The organism is Bradyrhizobium sp. 195, assembly GCF_023101665.1.
GTDB lineage: Bacteria > Pseudomonadota > Alphaproteobacteria > Rhizobiales > Xanthobacteraceae > Bradyrhizobium.
Genome location: NZ_CP082161.1, coordinates 6,148,997 through 6,169,369, shown reverse-complemented (window position 1 = coordinate 6,169,369; position 20,373 = coordinate 6,148,997). Strand labels below are relative to the sequence as shown.

General features: G+C 64.0%; 24 protein-coding genes. 9 read left to right on the top strand and 15 right to left on the bottom strand.

Going from position 1 to position 20,373, the window contains the following annotated elements; translation table 11 throughout:
* Window positions 1-45: 45 nt before the first annotated feature.
* Window positions 46-1,851, bottom strand: a complete 1,806-nt coding sequence (gene xoxF5, locus IVB26_RS28920; RefSeq protein WP_247973294.1) for a lanthanide-dependent methanol dehydrogenase XoxF5 — start codon at window positions 1,849-1,851, stop codon at window positions 46-48.
* 513 nt (window positions 1,852-2,364) lie between these two features.
* On the opposite strand from xoxF5, the gene IVB26_RS28915 reads away from it, so the two are divergent.
* Window positions 2,365-3,333 carry a helix-turn-helix domain-containing protein gene (locus IVB26_RS28915; protein ID WP_246918083.1) on the top strand — a complete coding sequence of 323 codons (969 nt, stop codon included), beginning with the start codon at window positions 2,365-2,367 and terminating at the stop codon, window positions 3,331-3,333.
* Window positions 3,334-3,397: 64 nt separating this feature from the next.
* On the opposite strand, the gene IVB26_RS28910 is transcribed toward IVB26_RS28915, so the two are convergent.
* From IVB26_RS28910 to IVB26_RS28885, 6 genes are all read right to left on the bottom strand, one after another.
* The gene (locus IVB26_RS28910; RefSeq protein ID WP_247968490.1) at window positions 3,398-3,823 is read right to left on the bottom strand and encodes a hypothetical protein; all 426 of its coding nucleotides are present in this window, start codon (window positions 3,821-3,823) and stop codon (window positions 3,398-3,400) included.
* 126 nt (window positions 3,824-3,949) lie between these two features.
* On the bottom strand, window positions 3,950-4,951 hold the full coding sequence (locus IVB26_RS28905; protein ID WP_247968489.1) for a Bug family tripartite tricarboxylate transporter substrate binding protein: 1,002 nt from the start codon (window positions 4,949-4,951) through the stop codon (window positions 3,950-3,952).
* A 108-nt stretch (window positions 4,952-5,059) separates the two neighbouring features.
* Window positions 5,060-6,073 carry an FUSC family protein gene (locus IVB26_RS28900; RefSeq protein ID WP_247968488.1) on the bottom strand — a complete coding sequence of 338 codons (1,014 nt, stop codon included), beginning with the start codon at window positions 6,071-6,073 and terminating at the stop codon, window positions 5,060-5,062.
* A 263-nt stretch (window positions 6,074-6,336) separates the two neighbouring features.
* A complete protein-coding gene (locus IVB26_RS28895; protein WP_247968487.1) occupies window positions 6,337-7,266 on the bottom strand; it encodes a type 2 periplasmic-binding domain-containing protein in 930 nt (309 codons plus the stop codon).
* Window positions 7,263-7,607, bottom strand: a complete 345-nt coding sequence (locus IVB26_RS28890; protein WP_458309294.1) for a c-type cytochrome — start codon at window positions 7,605-7,607, stop codon at window positions 7,263-7,265. The genes IVB26_RS28895 and IVB26_RS28890 overlap by 4 nt, the downstream gene beginning before the upstream one ends.
* Before the next feature lie 23 nt (window positions 7,608-7,630).
* Complete coding sequence (locus tag IVB26_RS28885) at window positions 7,631-9,295, bottom strand: methanol/ethanol family PQQ-dependent dehydrogenase (RefSeq protein ID WP_247968486.1); 1,665 nt, start codon at window positions 9,293-9,295, stop codon at window positions 7,631-7,633.
* Between the two features lie 343 nt (window positions 9,296-9,638).
* Between IVB26_RS28885 and IVB26_RS28880 the strand changes: the two genes are divergently transcribed.
* The 5 genes from IVB26_RS28880 to IVB26_RS28860 all read left to right on the top strand — a co-directional run bounded on the left by IVB26_RS28880 (window position 9,639) and on the right by IVB26_RS28860 (window position 12,081).
* A complete protein-coding gene (locus IVB26_RS28880; RefSeq protein ID WP_247968485.1) occupies window positions 9,639-10,031 on the top strand; it encodes an EF-hand domain-containing protein in 393 nt (130 codons plus the stop codon).
* Window positions 10,032-10,172: 141 nt separating this feature from the next.
* On the top strand, window positions 10,173-10,502 hold the full coding sequence (locus IVB26_RS28875) for a hypothetical protein (protein ID WP_247968484.1): 330 nt from the start codon (window positions 10,173-10,175) through the stop codon (window positions 10,500-10,502).
* Between the two features lie 228 nt (window positions 10,503-10,730).
* Entirely contained in the window at window positions 10,731-10,811 is an 81-nt protein-coding gene (pqqA, locus tag IVB26_RS28870; RefSeq protein ID WP_008562446.1) for a pyrroloquinoline quinone precursor peptide PqqA, read from the top strand.
* A gap of 24 nt (window positions 10,812-10,835) precedes the next feature.
* A complete protein-coding gene (locus IVB26_RS28865) occupies window positions 10,836-11,741 on the top strand; it encodes a hypothetical protein (protein WP_247968483.1) in 906 nt (301 codons plus the stop codon).
* 130 nt (window positions 11,742-11,871) lie between these two features.
* Window positions 11,872-12,081 carry a hypothetical protein gene (locus IVB26_RS28860; RefSeq protein WP_247968482.1) on the top strand — a complete coding sequence of 70 codons (210 nt, stop codon included), beginning with the start codon at window positions 11,872-11,874 and terminating at the stop codon, window positions 12,079-12,081.
* Window positions 12,082-12,090: 9 nt separating this feature from the next.
* On the opposite strand, the gene IVB26_RS28855 is transcribed toward IVB26_RS28860, so the two are convergent.
* From IVB26_RS28855 to IVB26_RS28835, 5 genes are read right to left on the bottom strand one after another with little or no spacing between them, the layout of a single operon-like run.
* Window positions 12,091-12,438, bottom strand: a complete 348-nt coding sequence (locus tag IVB26_RS28855) for a hypothetical protein (protein ID WP_247968481.1) — start codon at window positions 12,436-12,438, stop codon at window positions 12,091-12,093.
* Between the two features lie 26 nt (window positions 12,439-12,464).
* Complete coding sequence (locus tag IVB26_RS28850; RefSeq protein WP_247968480.1) at window positions 12,465-13,259, bottom strand: pentapeptide repeat-containing protein; 795 nt, start codon at window positions 13,257-13,259, stop codon at window positions 12,465-12,467.
* A 48-nt stretch (window positions 13,260-13,307) separates the two neighbouring features.
* On the bottom strand, window positions 13,308-14,048 hold the full coding sequence (locus IVB26_RS28845; RefSeq protein WP_247968479.1) for an ABC transporter ATP-binding protein: 741 nt from the start codon (window positions 14,046-14,048) through the stop codon (window positions 13,308-13,310).
* Entirely contained in the window at window positions 14,038-14,775 is a 738-nt protein-coding gene (locus tag IVB26_RS28840) for an ABC transporter permease (protein WP_247968478.1), read from the bottom strand. The genes IVB26_RS28845 and IVB26_RS28840 overlap by 11 nt, the downstream gene beginning before the upstream one ends.
* Window position 14,776: 1 nt before the next feature.
* On the bottom strand, window positions 14,777-15,775 hold the full coding sequence (locus tag IVB26_RS28835) for an ABC transporter substrate-binding protein (RefSeq protein WP_247973292.1): 999 nt from the start codon (window positions 15,773-15,775) through the stop codon (window positions 14,777-14,779).
* A gap of 87 nt (window positions 15,776-15,862) precedes the next feature.
* Here IVB26_RS28835 and IVB26_RS28830 point away from each other — a divergent pair, with 87 nt between their 5' ends.
* On the top strand, window positions 15,863-16,222 hold the full coding sequence (locus tag IVB26_RS28830; RefSeq protein ID WP_166468550.1) for a hypothetical protein: 360 nt from the start codon (window positions 15,863-15,865) through the stop codon (window positions 16,220-16,222).
* 185 nt (window positions 16,223-16,407) lie between these two features.
* Here the strand turns inward: IVB26_RS28830 and IVB26_RS28825 are convergent, their stop codons facing one another.
* A complete protein-coding gene (locus IVB26_RS28825) occupies window positions 16,408-17,226 on the bottom strand; it encodes a quinoprotein dehydrogenase-associated SoxYZ-like carrier (protein WP_247968477.1) in 819 nt (272 codons plus the stop codon).
* Between the two features lie 54 nt (window positions 17,227-17,280).
* On the bottom strand, window positions 17,281-18,207 hold the full coding sequence (locus tag IVB26_RS28820) for a quinoprotein relay system zinc metallohydrolase 2 (protein WP_247968476.1): 927 nt from the start codon (window positions 18,205-18,207) through the stop codon (window positions 17,281-17,283).
* A 121-nt stretch (window positions 18,208-18,328) separates the two neighbouring features.
* On the opposite strand from IVB26_RS28820, the gene IVB26_RS28815 reads away from it, so the two are divergent.
* Window positions 18,329-19,210, top strand: coding sequence for a substrate-binding domain-containing protein (locus IVB26_RS28815; protein ID WP_247968475.1), 882 nt, complete (start codon window positions 18,329-18,331; stop codon window positions 19,208-19,210).
* Window positions 19,211-19,220: 10 nt separating this feature from the next.
* Entirely contained in the window at window positions 19,221-19,778 is a 558-nt protein-coding gene (locus tag IVB26_RS28810) for a PQQ-dependent catabolism-associated CXXCW motif protein (RefSeq protein ID WP_247968474.1), read from the top strand.
* Between the two features lie 223 nt (window positions 19,779-20,001).
* Here IVB26_RS28810 and IVB26_RS28805 read toward each other — a convergent pair whose 3' ends face one another.
* Window positions 20,002-20,301 (bottom strand): copper-binding protein, encoded by a 300-nt coding sequence (locus tag IVB26_RS28805; protein WP_246918049.1) that lies wholly within the window; start codon window positions 20,299-20,301, stop codon window positions 20,002-20,004.
* Window positions 20,302-20,373: the final 72 nt, after the last annotated feature.

Here is a 20,373-nt window from a genome sequence, read left to right as displayed (position 1 = left end):
CCGGCGCGTGGAGTTAATCCACGCGCCGGAGCGATGCTGTTGGGCCTAGTTCGGCAGCGCGAACACGGTCAGCGTACCGCCGAGTGCCGTGTAGTTGCTGAGGGCCGCGTAGCCACCGACTGCGCCGAGACCTGCGGTCGGATCGGTCAGACCGGCCGCCAGACCGATGCCGGCCCAGCCGCCGACGCCGGAGAGCACTGCGACATACTGCTTGCCGCCGTTCTCATAGGTCGTGACGTTGCCGATGATGCCGGAGGGAGTCTTGAACTTGTAGAGCTCCTTGCCGGTCTTGGCGTCGACCGCCTTCAGGTAGCCTTCGAGCGTGCCGTAGAACACCACGTTGCCGGCAGTGGCGAGCGCACCCGACCAGACCGAGAACTGCTCCTTGTTCGACCAGACGATCTTGCCGGTCTTGCCGTCCCAGGCGATGAAGTTGCCCATGTGGCTTTCACCCTGCGGCGGATACATCGAGAGCGTCGCGCCCACATAGGGCTGGCCCGCGGTGTAGCTCACCTTGAACGGCTCGTAGTCCATGCAGACGTGGTTGGTCGGAACGTAGAACAGCTGCGTGTCCGGCGAGTAGGCTGCCGGCTGCTCGTCCTTGGTGCCGAGCGCGGCCGGGCAGATGCCCTTCACGTTGTGGTCCTCGCCCGCCTTGTCGGTCGAAGCTGCGTCGAGCACCTTCGGACGGCCGTAGGTCGGCGAGTTCTTGTCCATGTCGACGCCGGAGGTCCAGTTCACCTTCGGATCGTACTTTTCGGCGACCAGAAGCTCACCGTTGACGCGATCGAGGGTATAGGCGAGGCCGTTACGATCGAAATGCGTCAGCAGCTTGCGCGGCTGGCCGTTGATCGCCTGATCCGAGAGGATCATCTCGTTGACGCCGTCATAGTCCCACTCGTCGTGGGGCGTCATCTGATAGACCCACTTGGCAACGCCGGTATCCGGGTTACGCGCCCAGATCGTCATCGACCATTTGTTGTCGCCGGGACGCTGTTTCGGATTCCAGGTCGAGGGGTTGCCCGATCCGTAATAGACGAGGTTCAGCTCGGGATCGTAGGAAATCCAGCCCCAGGTGGCACCGCCGCCGATCTTCCACTGATCGCCTTGCCAGGTCTTGAGGCTCGAGTCCTTGCCGATCGGCTTGCCGAGCGCGGTGGTCTTCTCGGCGTCGACCAGAAGCTGGTCATCCGGGCCTTCCGAATATCCGCGCCATGCCAGCTTGCCGGTCTTGATATCGTAGGCCGACATATGAGCCTGGACGCCGAACTCGCCGCCGGAGATGCCGATCAGCACCTTGTCCTTGATGACCATGGGCGCCGACGTGCCGGTCTCGCCCTTGCTGGGGTCGCCATTCTTGACGGTCCATGCGACCTGACCGGTCTTGACATCGAGCGCGACGAGGGTGGTGTCGGCCTGATGCAGGAAGATCTTGCCGTCGCCGTAGGCCAGGCCACGGTTAACCGTGTCGCAGCACATCACCGGGATGACGTTCGGATCCTGCTTCGGCTCGTACCTCCAGACGATCTTGTTCTCCTGCGAAAGGTCAATGGCGTAGACCTTGTTCGGGAACGGGGTGTGGACGTACATCATGTTGCCGATGATCAGCGGGCCGCCCTCATGGCCGCGCAGCACGCCGGTCGAGAAGGTCCAGGCAACCTGGAGCTTGCCTACGTTCTGTGCGTTGATCTGGTTGAGCTTGGAATAGCGGGTATTGGCGTAGTCACCGGTCGGCATCACCCAGTCTTTCGGGTTCTGCGACATCTTGATCAGCTCGTCATTGGCCGACGCGCTCCCGACGGCGAGAGCCGCCGCTGAGCCAAGAAAGGTCGCCAGTAGCACCTTGCGCATAGTCATTCCTCCGTTGGTCTCGTTTATTGTTTCCGAAGCATTAGTGATTCACCGGGCTTCTCGTCCGGCGTCTGCTCGTGCAGGGCGGTCACGTTTGGGACCAGAAACGATGCTGGGCTGTCTCCTCCTCCTGATGAGAGCCACGGGTCCGCGTGCAGGGCGGCCCGTTCTTTTTGTTCCTGCCGCAATCCCTAACGACTTCGTCAACGGGAAACTTGCCCAAGAGAGAAGCCGGTTTGCTTGACAGCGCACGGAGGAAAAGATTTTGATTTTGCAGTAGCGAATTCAGCGGCTTCCGCGCGGCATCGAGGCCGCTTTCAACGGTCAGGTTCCCCTTGACGGCGCTGCAACTAAGGCGGAGGATTAACTTTCAAGGGTGGCAATGGAACGATGGCGCTCGTGCCAAGAGACCGCTCAAATTCGAGGTAAACGTCACGCAATCACGGCTGAGGGCTCCGGCAGCGCTGGTCGCGATTCGCGTCGAATCTCCGGATCAAACCAGTGGCTGGATTAATGTCCGACACCATTCACACGCTCTCGACGACCGGTATGACGCCGAAGCGCCAGATCCAGAGCTGGATCGACGGGCTGACGAGCCTGTGTGGGCATTTCGACGTCGATCCGCTGGAGGCGTCCTCGCTCGAAGGCCGCATCGACTATACGAGCGTCTCGCGCCTCAAGCTCTGCCAGATCGAGGTGAGTCAGCATCGCATCGCGCACACGCTGGCGCGCGCCAAGGCCAATGAACACCCCTACATCAAGATCCACTTCCAGACCTACGGCGTGTCCTATTTCGAGCAGGAAGGCCGTCACATCGAAATCAATCCCGGCGATATCATCGCCTATGACGTCTCCTGCCCGCATTCGATCATCAGCCCGGCCTTCACGCGTCACGACGTGGTGATCGTGCCGAAGGCGCTGCTGCGCGACCGCGGATTCCCGTCGCAGCGAATGCCCGCCTGCAAGCTGTCGTCGAAGACGGGCACGGGGCGGATCGCCCACGATTTCGTCCATGCGACCTTCGACGAGGCGGCCAAGCTGTCGGCGAACAGTGCGGTCGGCGTCGCCGATTCGCTGATCGACCTGTTGCTGCTGCCGCTGCGCGAAGCCGACACGATGTTCGACCGGGTCGGGCCCGAGGCGATGTATGTGCGCGCGCAGTTCTTCATCCGCGAGCACCTGCGCGATCCGGATCTGTGCATCGACCAGATATCGACCGAGCTCGGCTGTTCCAAGCGCTATTTGCATATGCTGTTCTCGGAGCGCGGCACCACGGTGAGCGACTACATCTGGCAGGCGCGCCTGCAGAACTGCCGCCAGGAGCTCGAGGCCCACGCCGGCAAGACCATCACCGACGTCGCGTTCTCCTGGGGCTTCTCCAGCTCATCGCATTTCAGCCGTGTGTTCCGGAAATACTTCGGCGTGGTGCCGTCCTCGATCCACAAGGCCCAGCAGGGCGCGGCGGCCTCGGGCGAGCATTAGGCGCTTTTCGAGCGCATGCTCTAGGCGGTGATAGTCGGCGCCGTCGCGCGGCGGTGGCGCTATTTCACGCGGACGTGGCGATATAGGGAATGCCGGCCACGAGGGCGACGAGCACCACCGCGTTCCCCAGCATTCCGCTCCAATGCAGCCGGCGCAACCGACGCGGGGCGTCCGCATCGCCAGCGTCCCTCGCGCTGAGCTGGTCGTCCACTCTTTGCATGAACCAGCGGCGTCCCCAGATCGCCAGGGCAGCGATCATACCCACGCCCAGCGCGGCAAGCAGGCGGCCGTCGAGGAGGAGGGCCACGGTTCCAATGACGCCGGCGACGCGCATCACCAGAAAATGGGCGTTGAACATTCCGCGCAGCAACTGGGCGACGGGCTGAATATCGAGCCTCACCAGCAGGAAGGCGGGCGAGGCCAGCGTGAAATAGCCCATCGGAAACAGCAGAATGACCATAACGGCAACGGCGACTGCATCCGGTGTCATGCGATCGGCCCTTCTCGTCCACAGCGGCGCGCAATCATAGCGGGAAAGTGTGCTTGCGACACTAGGCTTTGGTCGGACTCCGGGTTGGAAAGGGAGCAACCGGCGCGCCAGCCACGGCTCCGAAGCTTAGGCCGGCTCGAGGCCGAGCGACTTTGCGCTCTCGATCCAGATCGGCAGTTCGCGCTGATACAGTTCGTTGGTCTCCTTGAAGCCGATCGCGGGTTCGAGCACGAAAGTGGCGAGAACCTCCTTCACTTTCGGATCGTTGTTGGCCGCGACGCAGAGCTCCGCCAGGCGGTCGACAATCGGCTGCGGCGTTGCCTTGGGCACGGCCCAACCCGAAAAGCCGCTCACGGTGAAGAATTTCGAGGTGGCGCCCTGCTCCGGAAGGGTCTTGATGGCAGGGATCGCGTCGACCTTCTTCGAATGCACCGCGAACACGGTGCCGCGGTCGCTTTGGAGGACCGACTGCGCCGCCGTGTAGCTGCCCATCGCGGCATCGAGCGTGCCTTCGAGCATCCCCGTCCACATCGGGGCCTCGCCGCGGTAATGGACCGGCTCGATGTTGAGGCCGTACTGCTTGTTGAGCTCGTGGATCGTCATGTGCGGGGCCGAGCCCGCGCTATAGGTGCCGAAGTTCACCCTGCCGCTCTTGCGCGCGAAGGCGACGAAATCCTCCAGCGTCTTGACGCCGGTCTTGGGGTTCGCGACCAGCAACAGGCCGGCGCCCGGGATGACGCTGACGAGCGTCAAATCCTTGTCCATGTCGTAGCCCGGATTCTTCATCACCACCCGGTTCATGATGTAGGTGGTCGAGATCGAGCACAGCATGGTGTGGCCGTCGGGCTCGGCGCGGGCGACCTCCGCCGTGCCGATCGCGCCGGATGCACCGGGCTTGTTCTCGATGACGACGGTCTTGCCGACCTGCTTGGAGATGAACTCACCATAAGCGCGCGCGAGCAGGTCGGTCTGCCCGCCGGCGGGATAGCTGCAAATCATGCGAATCTGCCGCGCCGGCCAAGTGCCTAGTGATGCAGCCTGCGCCGAGGCGCTGCGCGGGACGAAAGGCATCGCGAACGCGCCGGCTCCGGCAGCGATGAAGTGGCGGCGATCGATTTTTGTGGACATGATTCTCTCCCGGTTCCGGGCAAGGTACTGCACCAGGCTGGCGCTGCCATGGCCATCAGGCGAGACAGATTGGCGCATTCGAAAGGCTGTGCTGCGTCTGTTCGGGCGTCATCCGGACGATTGCACCTTTCGCATGACACGCTGCCAGACGATTTCGGTCAGGGCCACCGCAATCAGGCCAAAGGTGCCGCCGATCAGCACGTTGGCGATACGCTCCTCCGCGATTCCGCTGGCGCCGCCGGCGAAAGAAGCGGCCAGCGCAATGAAGAAGCAGCGCAGGCCGAAGCCGACGATGTAGCGGGAGAAAGAGATCAGCGTGAGGGTGGCGGCGAGAACCGCGAGGGCATAGCCGACCCGGCTTTGCGGCAGCACGATTCCGGCGAGGAAGCCAAGCGGCACGCCCACAAGCGCGCCGATCGCGCGCTGCTTCAGCTTGTCGGTGGAGGCAACGAGATCGCCGACCACGACGCTCGCTGCCGACCACATCACCCATTGCCCCTGCGCGAGGTCAAGGATCTCGACCAGCACCGCCGCGGCGAACACCGCCATGGCCGTTGCCGTCGCAGGGAGAAACCATCCGGCGGCGGGCAACCCGAACGAGGTCGCCGTGCCATCGCGTTGCTGGTCGTAGATCCGGATACCGCAGACCAGCGCCAGCGCAATCGGAGAGGACGCGATGATCAGGCCGGCATGGCGCAGCGCTTCCGACGCGCTTGCGCCCTCCCGCACTTCGCAGGCGAGATAGACCGCGGGGATGAATACCCAATTGCCCAGTGTGCGGAAATGCTCGCCATGGCGCGTCGCCGCCACCGCGAGGAAACCGGCGAGCGCCGTCAGCACTGCGAAGAGCGGCTTGACAGGGCTTGCGAGGAAAAGCGCGGCAAAGGTAACGAGGATAGCGAGATAGTGCCAGGCGATGACCTTTGGCGGCAGCTTCAGCCTGAGCGCCGGAATGAGCAGGGAGACGGCGACCAGCCCGAGATTGAGCAGTGCCGTTTCACGCGCGATGAAATAGGCGCCGACCATCGGGCCGACGACGATCAGCGCTCGCGCCAGTTCGCCGGGCTTGAGCTCGCGGGAGAGGACGTCGCGCAGGCCTGCGGCGGAGGTTGGCGAATTCACAGGGCACCAAAGGGCGAAATGAAACCGCAGGCATCTTACGGTTCGCCGCATGGCCAGACCAGCTTGGAGACGATGCTCTTTGCTCCGTCATTGCGAGGAGCGAAGCGACGAAGCAATCCAGAGTATCTCCGCGGAGAGATTCTGGATTGCTTCGCTGCGCTCGCAATGAGGATGGAGGGGCAGTGCGAGCGCCGTATCTCGCACTTCTTTCCCGGCTCTGCGGAGCGTCACTGCGTGCCGCACCGCGTCCGGACAAGAGAGCCTCACCGCTGAATGATCTTCGTCCAGACGTCGCCCAGAATCGCCGGCTCGCGCGGCGGCAGATAGGTGAGGCCGGCTTGTCTGCCGAATTCGGCGATCCTGCCCTCGGCCGCGAGGGCGCTCAGCGCCTTGTTGACGGCATCGATCAGCGCGCCATCGCTGGCAAGACCGACATAGCCGCGATTGGCGCCGATCGGGTAGTAATAGCCGGACGCCGTGAGCGCACTGTCGGGGTGCGCGGCGCGATGGGCGTCGAAGCGCGCAAGGTCGATCAGCGTCGCGTCATGGTCGCCGCGCTGGAGCGCGCCGAGGAGATCGTCGCGGCCGGGGACGAGATGGGTGATGCCGTCGATCAGCCGCCCCTTGTCGAATGTCATCAGGATGGCGTCGCCGAGCGAGCCGCTTTCGATGACCAGACTAAGCCCAGTGAGATCGCCGATGTCGCCGATCTTGCGGCCGCTTGCCTTCGGCCCGAGCACCACCGTCATCGGCGAATAGACGTAAGGCTGGCTCGGGGTGAGCACGCCGAGCGCGACGCGGCGCCGCCGATCGTCGCGTGTGGCCCCGGCGAAGTCCGGCAAGCGCGCCGTCTTCATCCCGGGGACGACGAGCGAATCCTGCGTCAGCGCGTAGCCGCCGACGAGCGAGCAGCGCCCATCCGAGAGCAGCGCGTTGGCCTCGAGCTGTGGACTGGAATCCTCGTCCAGCTTGCTCTCGAACCACTGGATCGCCAGCGGCCGTCCGAGCCGCTCCGCGATCGCCTGCGCCAGCAGCACGTCGAAGCCGGCATCCGGCTTGCCGCGCTGATGCATCGAGAGCGGCGGCCGGTCCTCGTCGAGACAGATCTTCAGGGGATCGTCGGCCGCAAGCGCGACCGACGCCATCGTCGACAGAACGGCGGCGAGGCAACATGCTGCATGCCGGCCCCTCATGGTTTTCTCCGGCTGGAGATGAAGGCCCAGAGATCCCCGATCTGGTCGTCGCTGAGGATGTCGCCCCAGGGCGGCATCTTGTTGTTCTTGCCGTTCTTCACCGTGGTGACGAAGCGCGTCTTGTCGTCGGGGAAGACGCGCAGATCCGGTGTGATGGTCCCGGAGTTCATCAGGTTCGGGCCATGGCAGTGCGAGCATTTCTCGGCATAGGTCGACTTGCCGTGGTCGATCTGCGCCTGCATGGGATTGCCGGTTGGCTCGTCGGCGGCACGAACGGTCGCCGCAAGCGCGACCGTCAGCACCAGGGCGGCGGCGAAAATCGCCGCCGTCCTGTCAAACATGTCTCTCAGCATCATGCCGCGGATTACTGCTTGACCGCAAAGACCCACAGCGAGCCGCCGGGCGGCACCTTGGCAAGCCGCTCGTCGCCGGAGAACAGCGAGTAGACGCCGCCATAACCGCTGGTCACCGCGACATACTGCACGCCATCCTGCTGCCAGGTCACCGGCTGGCCCTCGATGCCGGAGCCGGTCTGGAACTGCCAGAGCTTCTTGCCGGTGTCGGCGTCGAATGCCTCGAACTCGCCGGTCAGTGCGCCCGAGAATACGACGCCGCCCGCGGTCGACAGCACGCCCGAGAAGCGTGGAATGTCGCTCGGCGCTTCCCACTTCGACTTGCCGGTCATGGGATCGATCGCCTTGAGGTGACCGCGCGGTCCGTCCCCGAACTCCCAGGGATCGGTCAGGTCCATGCCGAGATACCATTCACCCTGCTTGAAGGTGACGGGCTCGGCCTTGTACCTGCCGCCGAAGGCGAGCGTGTTGGCGTAGGCAAGGCCGGTCTGTGGATTGAACGACATCGGCTCCCAGTTCTTGCCGCCGAGGATGGAGGGATAGACCGTCACCTTCTTGCCCTCGCGCGCCTCCTTGGCGACGTCGGTTTCGATCGGACGGCCCGTCTTCATGTCGACGCCGGTCGCCCAATTCACCTTCACGTAAGGATTGGCCGCCAGCAGCTTGCCGTTGGTGCGGTCGAGAACGTAGAAGAAGCCGTTGCGGTTGGCATTCATCAGCGCCTTGGTCGGCTTGCCCTCGACGTTCACATCCGCGAGCACCATCTCGGCGACCGCGTCATAGTCGAACGGATTGTTCGGTGAGAACTGGTAGTGCCACTTGATCTTGCCGGTCTTGGGATCCATCGCCAGCACGGAGCAGGTGTAGAGGTTGTCGCCGGGGCGCACCGCCGAATTGAACGGGCCGGGATTACCGATGCCCCAATATACGGTGTTCAGCTCGGCGTCATAAGAGCCGGTGATCCAGGTCGAGCCGCCGCCGAGCTTCCAGGTGTCGCCCTTCCAGGTGTCGCCGCCGGGCTCTTCCGGCGCGGGAATGGAATGGGTGCGCCACAGGTGCTTGCCTGTCGCCGGATCCCAGCCGTCGATGAAGCCGCGCGTGCCGAACTCGGCGCCGGAGATGCCGGTGATGACGACGCCGTCGGCGACCAGCGGGGCCACCGTCATCGAATAGCCTTCCTTGATGTCGGCGGCCTTCTGACGCCAAAGCTCCTTGCCTGTCTTTGCGTCAATCGCGATCACGTTGGCATCGAGCGTCGTACGAAACAATTTGCCTTCGTGGATTGCGACGCCGCGATTGATGATGCCGCAGCAGACGATTCGGGGGGTCTCGGCGGGATATTCGATCTTGCTCTTCCAGATCTGCTTGCCGGTCTTGGCATCCACCGCCATGGTCGCATTGTGCGAGGTCACGTAGATCACGCCCTGATAGACTATGGGCTGCGATTCCTCGCTGCGATCGTCGTTGAAAGAGTAGTTCCAGACCGGGACAAGGTTCTTGACGCTGTCCTTGTTGATCTGGTTCAGCGTCGAGAAGCGCTGCAGATTGTAGCCCATCCCGTAATTGAGAACGTTCGATGTATCGGTCGCGCCTTTGACCAGTTGCTCGGTGGTCTGTGCGCTTGCACAAGTCGATGCAAGCATGACGAGGCTCGCGGCCATCGCAAAGCGTTTCATCCGTTCCTCCCAATATGCGCGCCTTTTGACGCCGCGGAAGCAAATCTCCGTCGGAAACCAAAACGCGTCAATACGAAAGTCGCATGCGTCGTGCCGATATCGTTGAACGCAGGTGATGGTCACCTTACGGAAACCTGACGCAGCAAGTCCCACTTGTGCGGAGACGCTGGGAAATTCCGCGCCACGAAGCAGCTCCGTCCGGTCAAAGTGGTCCGGGCGAGCGGTCGGATTCCGCGAGTTGTGGCGCGCGCAAGTTGTATTCCGGACTTGAACCGGGAGCCGCTTGTGGATTTACCTCGTTGCTGCTTCGCCCCGCACCGGGGCTCCAGTCTGGGAGGTCTTGATGATTTCGCGTCGCTCAATTGCGCTTGCGCTCACGATTGCACTGTTGTCCGGTCCGGCATGGTCCGCCGCCGGCAACGCGGTCAAGTTGTTCGATACCGACAATGACGGCACGCTCGATCTTGCCGAGGTGAAGAAGGCGGCCGCCGCATTGTTCGCAAAGCTCGATCCCGATCATGACGGCACGCTCGATGCGCGCGAATTGCGCGGACGGTTGACGGCGAAAGAACTCGCCGCGGCCGATCCCGACCAGGATGGGACGCTGACGCTCGACGAATATTTGTCCGTGGTCGAGCGGCGCTTCAATGCAGCCAATCCCGACAAGGATGGAACGCTGGATGCGAAGGAGCTGAACTCGCGCGCCGGCCGCGCGCTGCTGCGATTGTTGCGGTGAGCGCAACGGAACAGACCTGAGGCGGGCGGTTTTTGCGAGCATTTCCGCTCCGACACTCGGAACATCGGGCAGTTCGGCCTGTTCTCTTCGCGATGTCCTGCCAGGCGCCGGGGCAGCGCCGCGGGAGAAGAGGAGATGCAGATGAACACGAAACGTTCCGTTCTTGCCGCCTGCGCGATCCTGACGTTGAGCGCCGGCGTCGCCATCGCCGGCCCATGCAACACGGGCAGCGCCAGCACTGACAAGGATGCTGGTTCTGGTCCGGTCACCGTAGGCTCGGCGCAGTCGCACTCGTCCAGCTCAGCGGGCGACAGCAGCCAGCATCCGCCGACCAGCACGATGAATCGTGCGAGCGGTGAAACGCCGGCGTCATCCGAAGATGCGCAGCGGCAGATGCAGAGCCAGCCGACGGCGGCTCAGCGGGCCGACGGTGCCAAGCCGGACGCCGCGATGGCAGACAAGGGCTGCTGACGGCGCGGCGCCGTTGGTGTCGATTCGACGCGCGGTGCGTCGCACAAGGCAGTGTCTTGCAGGTCGTGTTTGACCAAGAGGGAACTGGCTTTGTCCCAGAGCGAAATGCAGTCGCGAAGAATCGACACAGACGCGCTCGACAACCGAATCGAGGCTTGAACTGCACCTGACGCAGCCCTAGGTTTTGCGCCGCGCGATGTCGCGCTCAATACCTTGGGGAGACCCCGAATGGCTTGGAAAGCTCCGAAGATCGTGGAAGTGCCGGTCGGCATGGAAATCAACATGTACGCCTGCGCTTCGCGCAAGTAAGACTGACGACCTGCCGCGGCTTCGATGGCAAACGCCGTCGAAGCCGTGGTAGTGTCAGGAATGCGCGCGAGAGCCAACAGCTTCTGGACTATTGCTGCCTGCACGGTCGCGCTTCTACCCGCACGCGTCAGCGCCGAAGAGAGCTTCGATACCGAGCACATCTTCGGCTTCATGATCGGCACCGATGTCGGCAATCCCGGCGAACGTGAATTCCAGACCCAGACGACAGGGCGCTTCGGCAAGGGCGGCGGCACATATCGCGCCCTCGAGCACGAGTTCGAGATCGAAGTCGTGCCGCTGCCGAACTTTCGCGTCGAGGTCGGCGGTACGGCCAGCTTGCACGACATCACCGGCGTCCGCGATATCGACGACCGCCGCCAGCTCAACTTCCAGGGGGCTTCGTTAGACCTGCGTTATCGCCTGCTCGACCGCGAGCGCGCGCCGTTCGGTCTCACCATCGCCGCCGAGCTCCATGGCGACCGCATCGACGAGACCAGCGGCGCGAAAGGGCGGATGTACGGCACCGAATTCACCCTCGCCATCGATCGCGAGCTCATCCCGAACTTCGCCATCGGCGCGCTCAACCTGATCTATCAGCCGGAATGGGCGCGCTTCGAGGTGACGGGGCAGTCCGAGAAGAGCTCGACGATCGGGGCGGCGTTTGCCGGCCTGGTGCGCGTGCGGCCCAATGTTCTGCTCGGCGGCGAGCTGCGCTACTTCAGGCAATATGAAGGCATCGGCCTCGGGGAGTTTTCAGGCCAGGCGCTGTTCGTCGGCCCGACCGCATATTTCCAGCTATCCGAGCGCTCACGGCTCACCTTGAGCTGGAGCATGCAGGCCTGGGGCCGTCCGGCCGGGTCATCCGCAAATCTCGACCTCGTCAATTTCGAACGCCACCAGGCCCGGCTGGTGTTCGGGGTGAATTTTTAGTCCCACGAGGGGAGAGGGGAATCTGAGCCTCGGCCTCCAGTTCCCGCCCCATCCCCGCAAAATGAAACTTCCCCCTCCGCGGAACGTAACCTTTCGTGCTAATCTCGATTGCCCTTGCAAGGATCCCGGCATGAACCCGATTGATCTGGTGGTGACTGTGTGTGCGGTGCTCTCGCCTGCGACCTGCGAGGAGCAGCATCTGATGTTCAACTATGGTGGGTCGCCGCGGCAATGTGCGATGGCCGCGCCGCCCTATATCGCGCAATGGGTCGGAGAGCATCCGAAGTGGCACGCGGTGCGGTGGCGCTGCGAATATCCGCACCCGAACGACAGGGCGTAAGGCGTCCCTTTACTTGGTGCAGTCCTTCAGATCCTTGTCGGCGATCGAGAACACCGCATCCGCCCTGATCTCGATGTCGCGAACGACGCACTGCCGTGCGTTGGGATAGCTGACCTTGGCGTCATAGCGGCCCGGCTCGACGCCGGTGATGCGCAGCCTCTCGTCGTGATCGACCTCTTTGTCCTTGTCGTTCAAGCACTGGTTCGGGCCCCATTCGGTCTTGCCGGCGGGTGAGAGCTGGAAGCCGGAGATCGTCTCCGTCGTCAGGTTCCAGAGCCTGATGCCCTTGCCTTTGCCTTGCGCGGCGGCTTCGCCGGCAAACGCCAGCAACGCGATCAAAACCAGAGCCCAACGCATCAAATCGTCCTCCCAAGGCGACGCCGCTATTGTCTGATCAGGCGCTCGCGGTTCTTTGCCTTGTCGAAATTCTTGGCGCGGTCAAGGCCGATCGGTGCAATCAGCTTGGCGGAGGTGAGGTCGGCGCCCTCGAAATCGGTGTCGATGACGGTTGCCCCGGTCAGGTCGGCGCCGCCGAGCTGGGCGTTCCGGAGTGACGCGCCGGTCAGGTCGGCCCCCTTGAGGGAAGCAAATTCGAGATCGACCCGGGACAGGTCGGCGTTGCGCGCGTTCAACTGCGCCAGATTGGCCGATCGCAGCACGGCGCGCATCAGTCCCATCGACTGGTTGCGCATGTCGGCGCCGAGATGCGCATCCGCGATCGTCGCGCCGACCAGGCTCGCGCCGCTGAGATCGGCCGCAATGCGCGCGCCAGTCAAATCGGCGCCGTCGAGGTGAGCGCGCGCCATCTGCGCAGCGAACAAATTGGCGCCCTTCAGGCTTGCGCCCGTGAGATCCGCATCCAACAGCCACGCCTGATCGAGGATCGCCCCGTCGAGCCGGGCGCCGGCGAGTTTCGTCTTGTTGAGCCGTGCCGTGCGGAGAATTGCCTTGGTCAGGTCGAGACCACTGAGATCGAGCCCCGATAACCGCCTGCCGGTCAAATCGGCCGGCGCGCCGGCGCTCGCATTGGCCAGCGTAGCCTCGACCTCCTGCCGGCTCATCTCGGCGGAGACCATGGCGGGTGAGGTGAGGTCGACGTCACGCATCATGTCCTGAGCGCTCGCCATGGTCGCGACGAGCGCGAAGCCAAGCGTCATCAGAGCAACGGTTCGTCTCATCGTCAGGCTCCGCTACCGGCCTGTTTAGCACACGCGCCGCGCGGTTGCCTATGAGGCATCCCGCCCGGAGCGTTCGCCGCCCGGTTCACCCTGGGCTCGCTGCGCAAGTCCGGCTTTGATCGCGGCAATCTCGGCGTCGCCGCGTGCCTCGCGCGGGATGCCGATGGGGACCTCGGCCAGAATGCGCGCGGGGCGCGGCGACAAAAAGAACAGGCGATCGCCGAGCCGGATCGCATCGTCGAGACTGTGGGTGACGAGCAGCGTCATCACCGGACGGCTCGCCACCAGCGTTGCGATCTCGTCGCGCAAGCGGCCGGCGAGCGCGTCGTCGAGCGAAGCGAGGGGCTCGTCGAGCACCAGCAGATCAGGCTCGACGGCGAAGGCGCGGGCGAGCGCGACGCGCCGGGCAAGGCCGAGCGACAACTCGCCGGGAAAGTGGCTGCGATGCGCCTCCAGCTCCAGAATCCTGAACAGCTCCGACAGCTTTGCCTCGGTCACGTCGGGCGCCGCCAGCCGCACATTCTGCTCGACCGAGCGCCACGGCAGCAGCCGCGGCTCTTGGAATACCATTCCGATCCGTGCCTGTGGTGGACGCGCGACGTGGCCCCTGAAATCGCCGTCGAGCCCGAGGATGATGCGCAGCATCGTGCTCTTGCCGCAGCCGGACGGACCGATCAGTACGCCGACCTCGCCGGGGCAAAGCGCGAATTTAAGCGGCGCGAGCACCTCGTGCGTTCCGCCCGCGGCACTCCTGAACGTCTTGCCTGTGATATCGACCTCAAGCCGCACGTGGCCGCCACCGTGTTGCGCGGGCTTCGAACGGCTGCACCAGCAAGGTTTCGATCACGAGCACGACCGCGGCGAATGTCAGCGAATAGGCCAGCAGCCGCGGCGTGTCGAACAGCTGAAAGGCGACGCCGATCTCGAAGCCGACGCCGTTCGGACGCCCGAGCAGTTCGGCGACCAGCACGATCTTCCATACCAGCGACAGTCCGGAACGGGCCGCGGCGGCGATGTAGGGCGCAAGCTGCGGCAGCACGACATGGCGGAACGCGCGCCATCGCGGCATCGCGAACACGCTCGCCATCTCGTCGAGCGAGCGGTCGAGCGCGCGGGTGCCCTCGCGCAAGGTGACGACCGCGGTCGGCAGCTTGTTGATGGCGATTGCCGCGATCGCTGCGGTCTCGGTGAGGCCGGCCCAGATATAGGCCAGAACGATCACGACCAGCGCGGGTAGGTTGAGCAGCAGGATCAGCCAGGGATCGCCGAGCCGGTCGGCGAGCCTGACCCGTCCCATCAGGTAGCCGATGGCGCTGCCGAGCGACATCGCCAGCACGAAGGCGAGGGTGACGCGCGCCAGCGTGGCGCCGAGATGCAGGAACAGCGCACCCGATGAGGCTTCCGAGATCATCACCTCGAGCACGGCCGGCGGCGAGGGCAGCTTCGCGCCGCCGACGAACAGCGCGGCAATCCACCAAATCGCGAGGAACAGGGCGAACGACAGAAGACGCAGCACCTCAGTCTCCAGGCACGGCGTGATAGAACGTGCCGGGATCGAGCTCAGCGGCGGGGCCGACGAGGTCGCGGCCGCCGGTCTCGGCCAGCACGCGGTAGAGCACGCGCGCGTCTTTTTCCTCGTCGTCGACGCTCCGGCGCGGAATGCCGTCGCGATAACGGTCGCGATAGGTCTTGAGCAGGGTGGCATCGCTGGTGCCGGTCAACGGCGCGATCTTGTCCCAGGCCGCATCCGAGCTCACCAGCAGCTGCTTGGCCTTGCGGGTCATCGCGATGAAGCGCGCCACCGCTTCGCGATGGCTCGCGGCCCAGCTCTCGTCGAAGACATACCCGACCGCGGAGACCGCGCCCTTGGCGCCGAGCTTCGGCAGGATGTCCTCGATGCCGGCGAGGCGCCTAAAACCCTTGGCTTCGAGCTGGGCGCAGAAATTCCAGAAGTTGAGGCTCGCATCCATCTCGCCGTCGAGTGCCTTGGCGGTGATCAAGGGCGGGGCGCCATAGACGATGGTTGCCTCCGACTTCAGGTTGATGCCGTCCTGCTTCATGCGCGCCTGGAGCAGCAGCCAGCTCTTGTCGATGGCTCCGCCGGCGACGGCGAGCTTGCGGCCCTTCAGGTCGGCGAGCGACTTGATCGGCGACGAGGCCGGCACCATCACTGAGCCGAGCGCACTGGAGTAGGGATAGAAGGTGAGCTTGGCGCCAAGCGCCCGCTCGCGCGACACCCACAGCCAGTCCGACAGGATAATGTCGGCGCTGCCCGCGCGCATCGCGATCTTGCCGGCTTCGGTGCTCGCGAGCTCGGTGACTTCCAGCGCGAGGTCCGCTTCCTTGTCGAGACCGCTCGCACGGATCGCGGCCAGCTCCCAGGAGAATGTTCCGGTCTTCTGCACCGCAAGGCGGATGGTATCCGCGGCGCGGCCGGGTGCGGCGAGCGTCAGCGCCAACGTCGTTGCGAGCGCCAATGTTCGACCAAGTGCCCTTATCACACCGAGTGCTCTCATCACCTTGTGAGCCGTTTCCTCTGACAGAGTGCTTTTCAGGACAATACGCATAGCATAGCTTTGGTCGCAACCAGCGGGAGGATGCGCATGAAACTGGCCGGACAGCTACGACCGATTGTCGCCGCATTGACGGTGCTGGCGGCGACGGCGTGCGTGGCGCGGGCCGAGGAAGCCAACGATTATCCCACGTCTGCGCGCGCGGAGTACGTCTATGGCTGCATGAAGGCCAATGGTGAGAGCCGGCAGTCGATCGAGCAATGTTCCTGCTCGATCGACGTGGTGGCCTCGATCGTCCCCTATGAGCGCTATGTTACCGCGGAGACCGCGCTCAGCATGTCGCAGGTGCGCGGCAATCTCGGCGTTCAGTTCCGCACCTCGGAGCAGGCGAACACGGCGGTGAATGATTTAAGGCGGGCGCAGGCGGAAGCTGAAGTGAGGTGTTTTTGATCTAGCCGCGGTGTCTTACCCTCCCCTGGAGGGGGAGGGTCGATCGCGCGTAGCGCGAGCGGGGTGGGGTGATCTCTCCACTCGGGCACAGTCGGATGGGGAGAGACCGTCACCCCACCCCGTCTGACATTTCGCTACGCTCAATGTGAGTCGACCCTCCCCCTCCAGGGGAGGGTACTCCGTCCTCAAGTCCCCGGCTTCTCCACGTCCCACTCATTCCGGAACACATGTCCGTCCGTGTCCTTGGCTTCCGCGCGGAAACGCCTGGCGCCGTTGGAGACGTAGGTGAAGCGCAGGTTAGGATCTTCCGAGATCGAGATGCCGCCTTCCATCGACAGCACGGGGCTGTCGTCCTGCGTCAGCTTCAGCTGGTTGATGAAGAACGCGGGAATGTAGAGCTGCGTGACCTGGTCCATCTGCAGGCCGGAATTGTTGGGATGGCCGATCATGATCTGCGCTTCGCGGATACGGCTCGCCGGCGCCTCCTCGCGCGCGAACTGCCGGTAGCGCATCTTGCCGAGCCTGCTGTTGGCTTCCTCGGCGTTCTTTCCAGCCGGTGCCGAGCAGCCGCCGGAGGCCTTCACATAGACTTTCGAGACATAGAGCTGGCCGTCGCTGAGCTCGGCCACCGCATGGACATCGGTGTAATTGTTGACGCGCACGCGCGTCGAGATCTCGGTGACATTGGCATCGGAGCCGAGCTCGAACTTCGCCGCCATCGGCGCCGGGTTTCGGTCGATCACGAGCGTTATCGAACGGATCCGGCGGCCATCTGCGGGCGACAGCTTGCTGCGCAAAGTCACCGGCACGATCGCCGCGTCCTCTGCGCGATACGGCATCTCGATGCCGACGACGGCACTGCCGTCATTCATCGGGCGATTGTTGAAGATGTCCTGCACCAGGCCCGGCCAGGGATCGTCGGCCTCTTCAGCCTGCGCCGGCACGGCGAAGGCGATGCCGAGCAGCGCGGCGATCAGGGGCAGGCGGCGTGTCCATCTGGTCATGATCATGGTCCCGGAGTCAGCGAAGCTGATCTCTTGCTCATGATAGCGCGCCCGCTACTCCCATTCAATTTCCGAAAATGCTGCAGTTGCGTTGCGGGCATTGTAATCGCCGAACAATTCCCAACCCGGCTGCTCCTCAGCCGCGGCCTTATTGGCGGCGGCTCGGATCGGTTCGCCGTTCTTGTTCAGTGCACGCACGTCGGACAGCAGCGTTGACAAGTAACGACGTTCATCGGTCAGCGCGGCAGGCCAGTCGCTCACGGGGCCGTGACCGGGAACGACGCGTCGCGCGGGTATGGTCTCCAATGCCTTCAACGTGTCGAGCCAGCCGCGGATGCTGCCGTCCATGACCGGAATGTGGCGGAGAAAGACGAGGTCGCCTGCGAACAGGGTTTGGGTCGTTTCGTCGTATACGGTCACATCGCTGTCGCTGTGCCCGGTCCGCCAGGCGCGCAAGGTCAGTCGGCGCGACCCGAGATCAAGCGTCATCGCGTCCGAAACCAGCAGGGTGGGGGCGATGATCTTCACGGGATCTATCAACTCATTGCCCATGATCCGGCGAAAATTGTCGAGATAGTAGGGCCCGCGCGTGGCGAGCGCCTGCGGCAGCTTGCTATGGCCGACGAAGCTCGTTTCTGCGGTGGCGAAGGCCGCATTGCCGAAGACATGGTCGGGATGGCCATGGGTGTTGATGACATAGCGGATGGGCTTGGGCGTGCGAGCCCGCACGGCGGCCAGCAGGGCCTCGCCTTCGCGGAGGCTGCCGCCGGTGTCGATGACGGCCACGGCGTCATCGCCCACGATGAAGCCGACATTGGCAATGTCGCCCTCGTTCTCGCGGGTCATCAGGGCAATGGCCCCGGAGTGTACGAAGATTCCCGGTGCGACTTCGCTCACAGGCAATTCGGCCGCCCCGGCCCGTGCTAGCGTTGCTATCCCCAGCAGGGACAAGGCTGCGATCACTCGAGCGATGCGAAACACTTTTCCGCCTCAGTTTAAAGGGTTTGCTGCACTGCAACAAAGCGAAGCCAGCGAAGTCTGGCAAACATGGTGCGTCATGCGTTGCATGGATAGCATTCAAACAAAACGAGGAGGAAGCACGATGACGGAGGCCGGACGACATCGTCGCTGGTTGTTTTCAATGTGGGTCCTGGTTGCGTCCTGCGCGCTCGGCGACGTTGCCGTGGCGCAGACCAATGACAGCGGCGACCTCTCGTTCGAGCTGGTCGACCCGCACGTGCTTCGTGTCTGCGCCGATCCGCGCAATCTGCCGTTCTCGAACGAGAAGGGCGAGGGGTTCGAGAACAAGCTGGCCGAGCTCTTTGCCGACAAGCTCAAGAAGAAGCTCGATTACGTCTTCTTTCCGCAGGCCACCGGCTTCGTGCGGATGACGCTGGGTGCGCATCGCTGCGACGTCATCATGGGCTTTCCGCAAGGCGATGACGTCGTGCAGGGCACCAATCCCTATTACCGCACCAGCTATGCACTGGTTGCCAAGGCGGGCAGCGGGCTCGAGGACGTCGATACGCTCGAGGATCCGAAGTTGAAGGGCAAGCATGTCGGCATCGTCGCCGGGACGCCGCCGGCGACCAACATGGCCATTGCCGGCCTGATGAGCACTGCAAAGCCCTATCCGCTGATGGTCGACACGCGCTACGACAATTCCGCGCAGGCCATGATCGACGATCTCACTGCCGGCAAGATCGACGCGGGCGTGCTGTGGGGGCCCATGGCCGGCTATTACGCGAAGAAGGTCGGCTCGCTCCACGTTACGCCGCTGGTGAAGGAAACCACGGGGCCGAAGCTGGTCTATCGCATCGGCATGGGCGTGCGTCCCGCCGACCAGAACTGGAAGCGGCAGCTCAACAAGCTGATCCAGGAGAACCAGGCCGAGATCAACAAGATCCTGGTCGACTTCGGCGTACCGCTGCTCGACGAGAGCGATCGGCCGCTCAGTGCGGAGACGGCCAAGAAGACGCCATGAGGTAGACGCCATGAGGCGGCTTCGTGCCGGTGCGCTCGTCGCTGCCCTGCTGGCGGCGCCGGTTCTGGCGCAGCAGCAGGAGCCGTTCGAGCCCGAGAATTACCGCGCCGACAATTATCGCGCGCCGGTGCCGGCGACGCTTGCTGGCGCGCGCGTGCTCACCACAATGGAAGCCGAAGCGATCTGGCGCGCCAGAAGCGGCGCGTTCATCGACGTGCTGCCGCGCCCGCCGAAGCCGAAGAACCTGCCGGAAGGCACGGTGTGGCGCGATGCGCCGCGCAGAAACATTCCGGGCAGCATCTGGCTGCCCGATACCGGCTACGGCAATTTGCCGCCGGCCATGGAGGATTATTTCCAGCGCGGGCTCGCGCGTGCCTCGGGCGGCGACAGGGCCGCGCTGGTGGTGATCTATTGCCTCGCCGACTGCTGGATGTCCTGGAACGCTGCCAAGCGCGCGCGGGCCTATGGCTATTCCAACATCGCCTGGTACCCAGACGGCACCGACGGCTGGGAGCGTGCGAAGCTTCCCACCGAAGAGGTGCAGCCGGAGCCCCGGCCGGAGCAATGAGGGACCTGATTGGCTCCGCAGCTACAGCCTAAGAGAGGCTCAACTCCCTCCACGTCATTGCGAGCGCAGCGAAGCAATCCAGAATCTTTCCGTGGAGGTATTCTGGATTGCTTCGTCGCAACGGCTCCTCGCAATGACGATGTGGCGCAATATCGCCTCGATCGACGTGGGTGAGCTCGCGGAGTGCGCCTCTCCCTGCAAGCAGGAAGAGGCGACCCCAGCCCTACTGCTTCTGCAGCTTCGTCAGCGTGCCGGTGCCGTTATTGTCGGTCGCGGAATAGTTCACCCTGTCGCCGGCATGAACGGCGTCCAGCATCGCGGCGTCCTTGGCCTTGTACTCCTGGAGCGCGCCGGCGCTGCCAGTGCTGGCGCCGACCGTACCCTTCTGCGTCTGCTGGATCGAGATCGTGCCGTTGAGCCGATCGATCCGCATGACCATTCCGGTCAAATCGTCAGCAAGAGCGCTGGTTGCGAGCATGCTGAGGGCCGCAGCGCCCGCAAAGATGAATCTTGTAGTTCCCATCGAGGCCTCCCGACGTCTTGGAGTTCACTTCGACAAGCCATCCTAGATCGATTTGGTTCCGGCAGATAGCAG

Excerpts from the sequence above, each read along its gene's own strand:
- xoxF5 (WP_247973294.1), bottom strand. The coding sequence starts at position 1,851 with ATGCGCAAGGTGCTACTGGCGACCTTTCTTGGCTCAGCGGCGGCTCTC.
- IVB26_RS28915 (WP_246918083.1), top strand. The coding sequence starts at position 2,365 with ATGTCCGACACCATTCACACGCTCTCGACGACCGGTATGACGCCGAAG.
- IVB26_RS28910 (WP_247968490.1), bottom strand. The coding sequence starts at position 3,823 with ATGACACCGGATGCAGTCGCCGTTGCCGTTATGGTCATTCTGCTGTTT.
- IVB26_RS28905 (WP_247968489.1), bottom strand. The coding sequence starts at position 4,951 with ATGTCCACAAAAATCGATCGCCGCCACTTCATCGCTGCCGGAGCCGGC.
- IVB26_RS28895 (WP_247968487.1), bottom strand. The coding sequence starts at position 7,266 with ATGAGGGGCCGGCATGCAGCATGTTGCCTCGCCGCCGTTCTGTCGACG.
- IVB26_RS28890 (WP_458309294.1), bottom strand. The coding sequence starts at position 7,607 with ATGTTTGACAGGACGGCGGCGATTTTCGCCGCCGCCCTGGTGCTGACG.
- IVB26_RS28885 (WP_247968486.1), bottom strand. The coding sequence starts at position 9,295 with ATGAAACGCTTTGCGATGGCCGCGAGCCTCGTCATGCTTGCATCGACT.
- IVB26_RS28880 (WP_247968485.1), top strand. The coding sequence starts at position 9,639 with ATGATTTCGCGTCGCTCAATTGCGCTTGCGCTCACGATTGCACTGTTG.
- IVB26_RS28875 (WP_247968484.1), top strand. The coding sequence starts at position 10,173 with ATGAACACGAAACGTTCCGTTCTTGCCGCCTGCGCGATCCTGACGTTG.
- pqqA (WP_008562446.1), top strand. The coding sequence starts at position 10,731 with ATGGCTTGGAAAGCTCCGAAGATCGTGGAAGTGCCGGTCGGCATGGAA.
- IVB26_RS28865 (WP_247968483.1), top strand. The coding sequence starts at position 10,836 with ATGGCAAACGCCGTCGAAGCCGTGGTAGTGTCAGGAATGCGCGCGAGA.
- IVB26_RS28860 (WP_247968482.1), top strand. The coding sequence starts at position 11,872 with ATGAACCCGATTGATCTGGTGGTGACTGTGTGTGCGGTGCTCTCGCCT.
- IVB26_RS28855 (WP_247968481.1), bottom strand. The coding sequence starts at position 12,438 with ATGCGTTGGGCTCTGGTTTTGATCGCGTTGCTGGCGTTTGCCGGCGAA.
- IVB26_RS28850 (WP_247968480.1), bottom strand. The coding sequence starts at position 13,259 with ATGAGACGAACCGTTGCTCTGATGACGCTTGGCTTCGCGCTCGTCGCG.
- IVB26_RS28835 (WP_247973292.1), bottom strand. The coding sequence starts at position 15,775 with ATGAGAGCACTCGGTGTGATAAGGGCACTTGGTCGAACATTGGCGCTC.
- IVB26_RS28830 (WP_166468550.1), top strand. The coding sequence starts at position 15,863 with ATGAAACTGGCCGGACAGCTACGACCGATTGTCGCCGCATTGACGGTG.
- IVB26_RS28825 (WP_247968477.1), bottom strand. The coding sequence starts at position 17,226 with ATGACCAGATGGACACGCCGCCTGCCCCTGATCGCCGCGCTGCTCGGC.
- IVB26_RS28815 (WP_247968475.1), top strand. The coding sequence starts at position 18,329 with ATGACGGAGGCCGGACGACATCGTCGCTGGTTGTTTTCAATGTGGGTC.
- IVB26_RS28810 (WP_247968474.1), top strand. The coding sequence starts at position 19,221 with ATGAGGCGGCTTCGTGCCGGTGCGCTCGTCGCTGCCCTGCTGGCGGCG.
- IVB26_RS28805 (WP_246918049.1), bottom strand. The coding sequence starts at position 20,301 with ATGGGAACTACAAGATTCATCTTTGCGGGCGCTGCGGCCCTCAGCATG.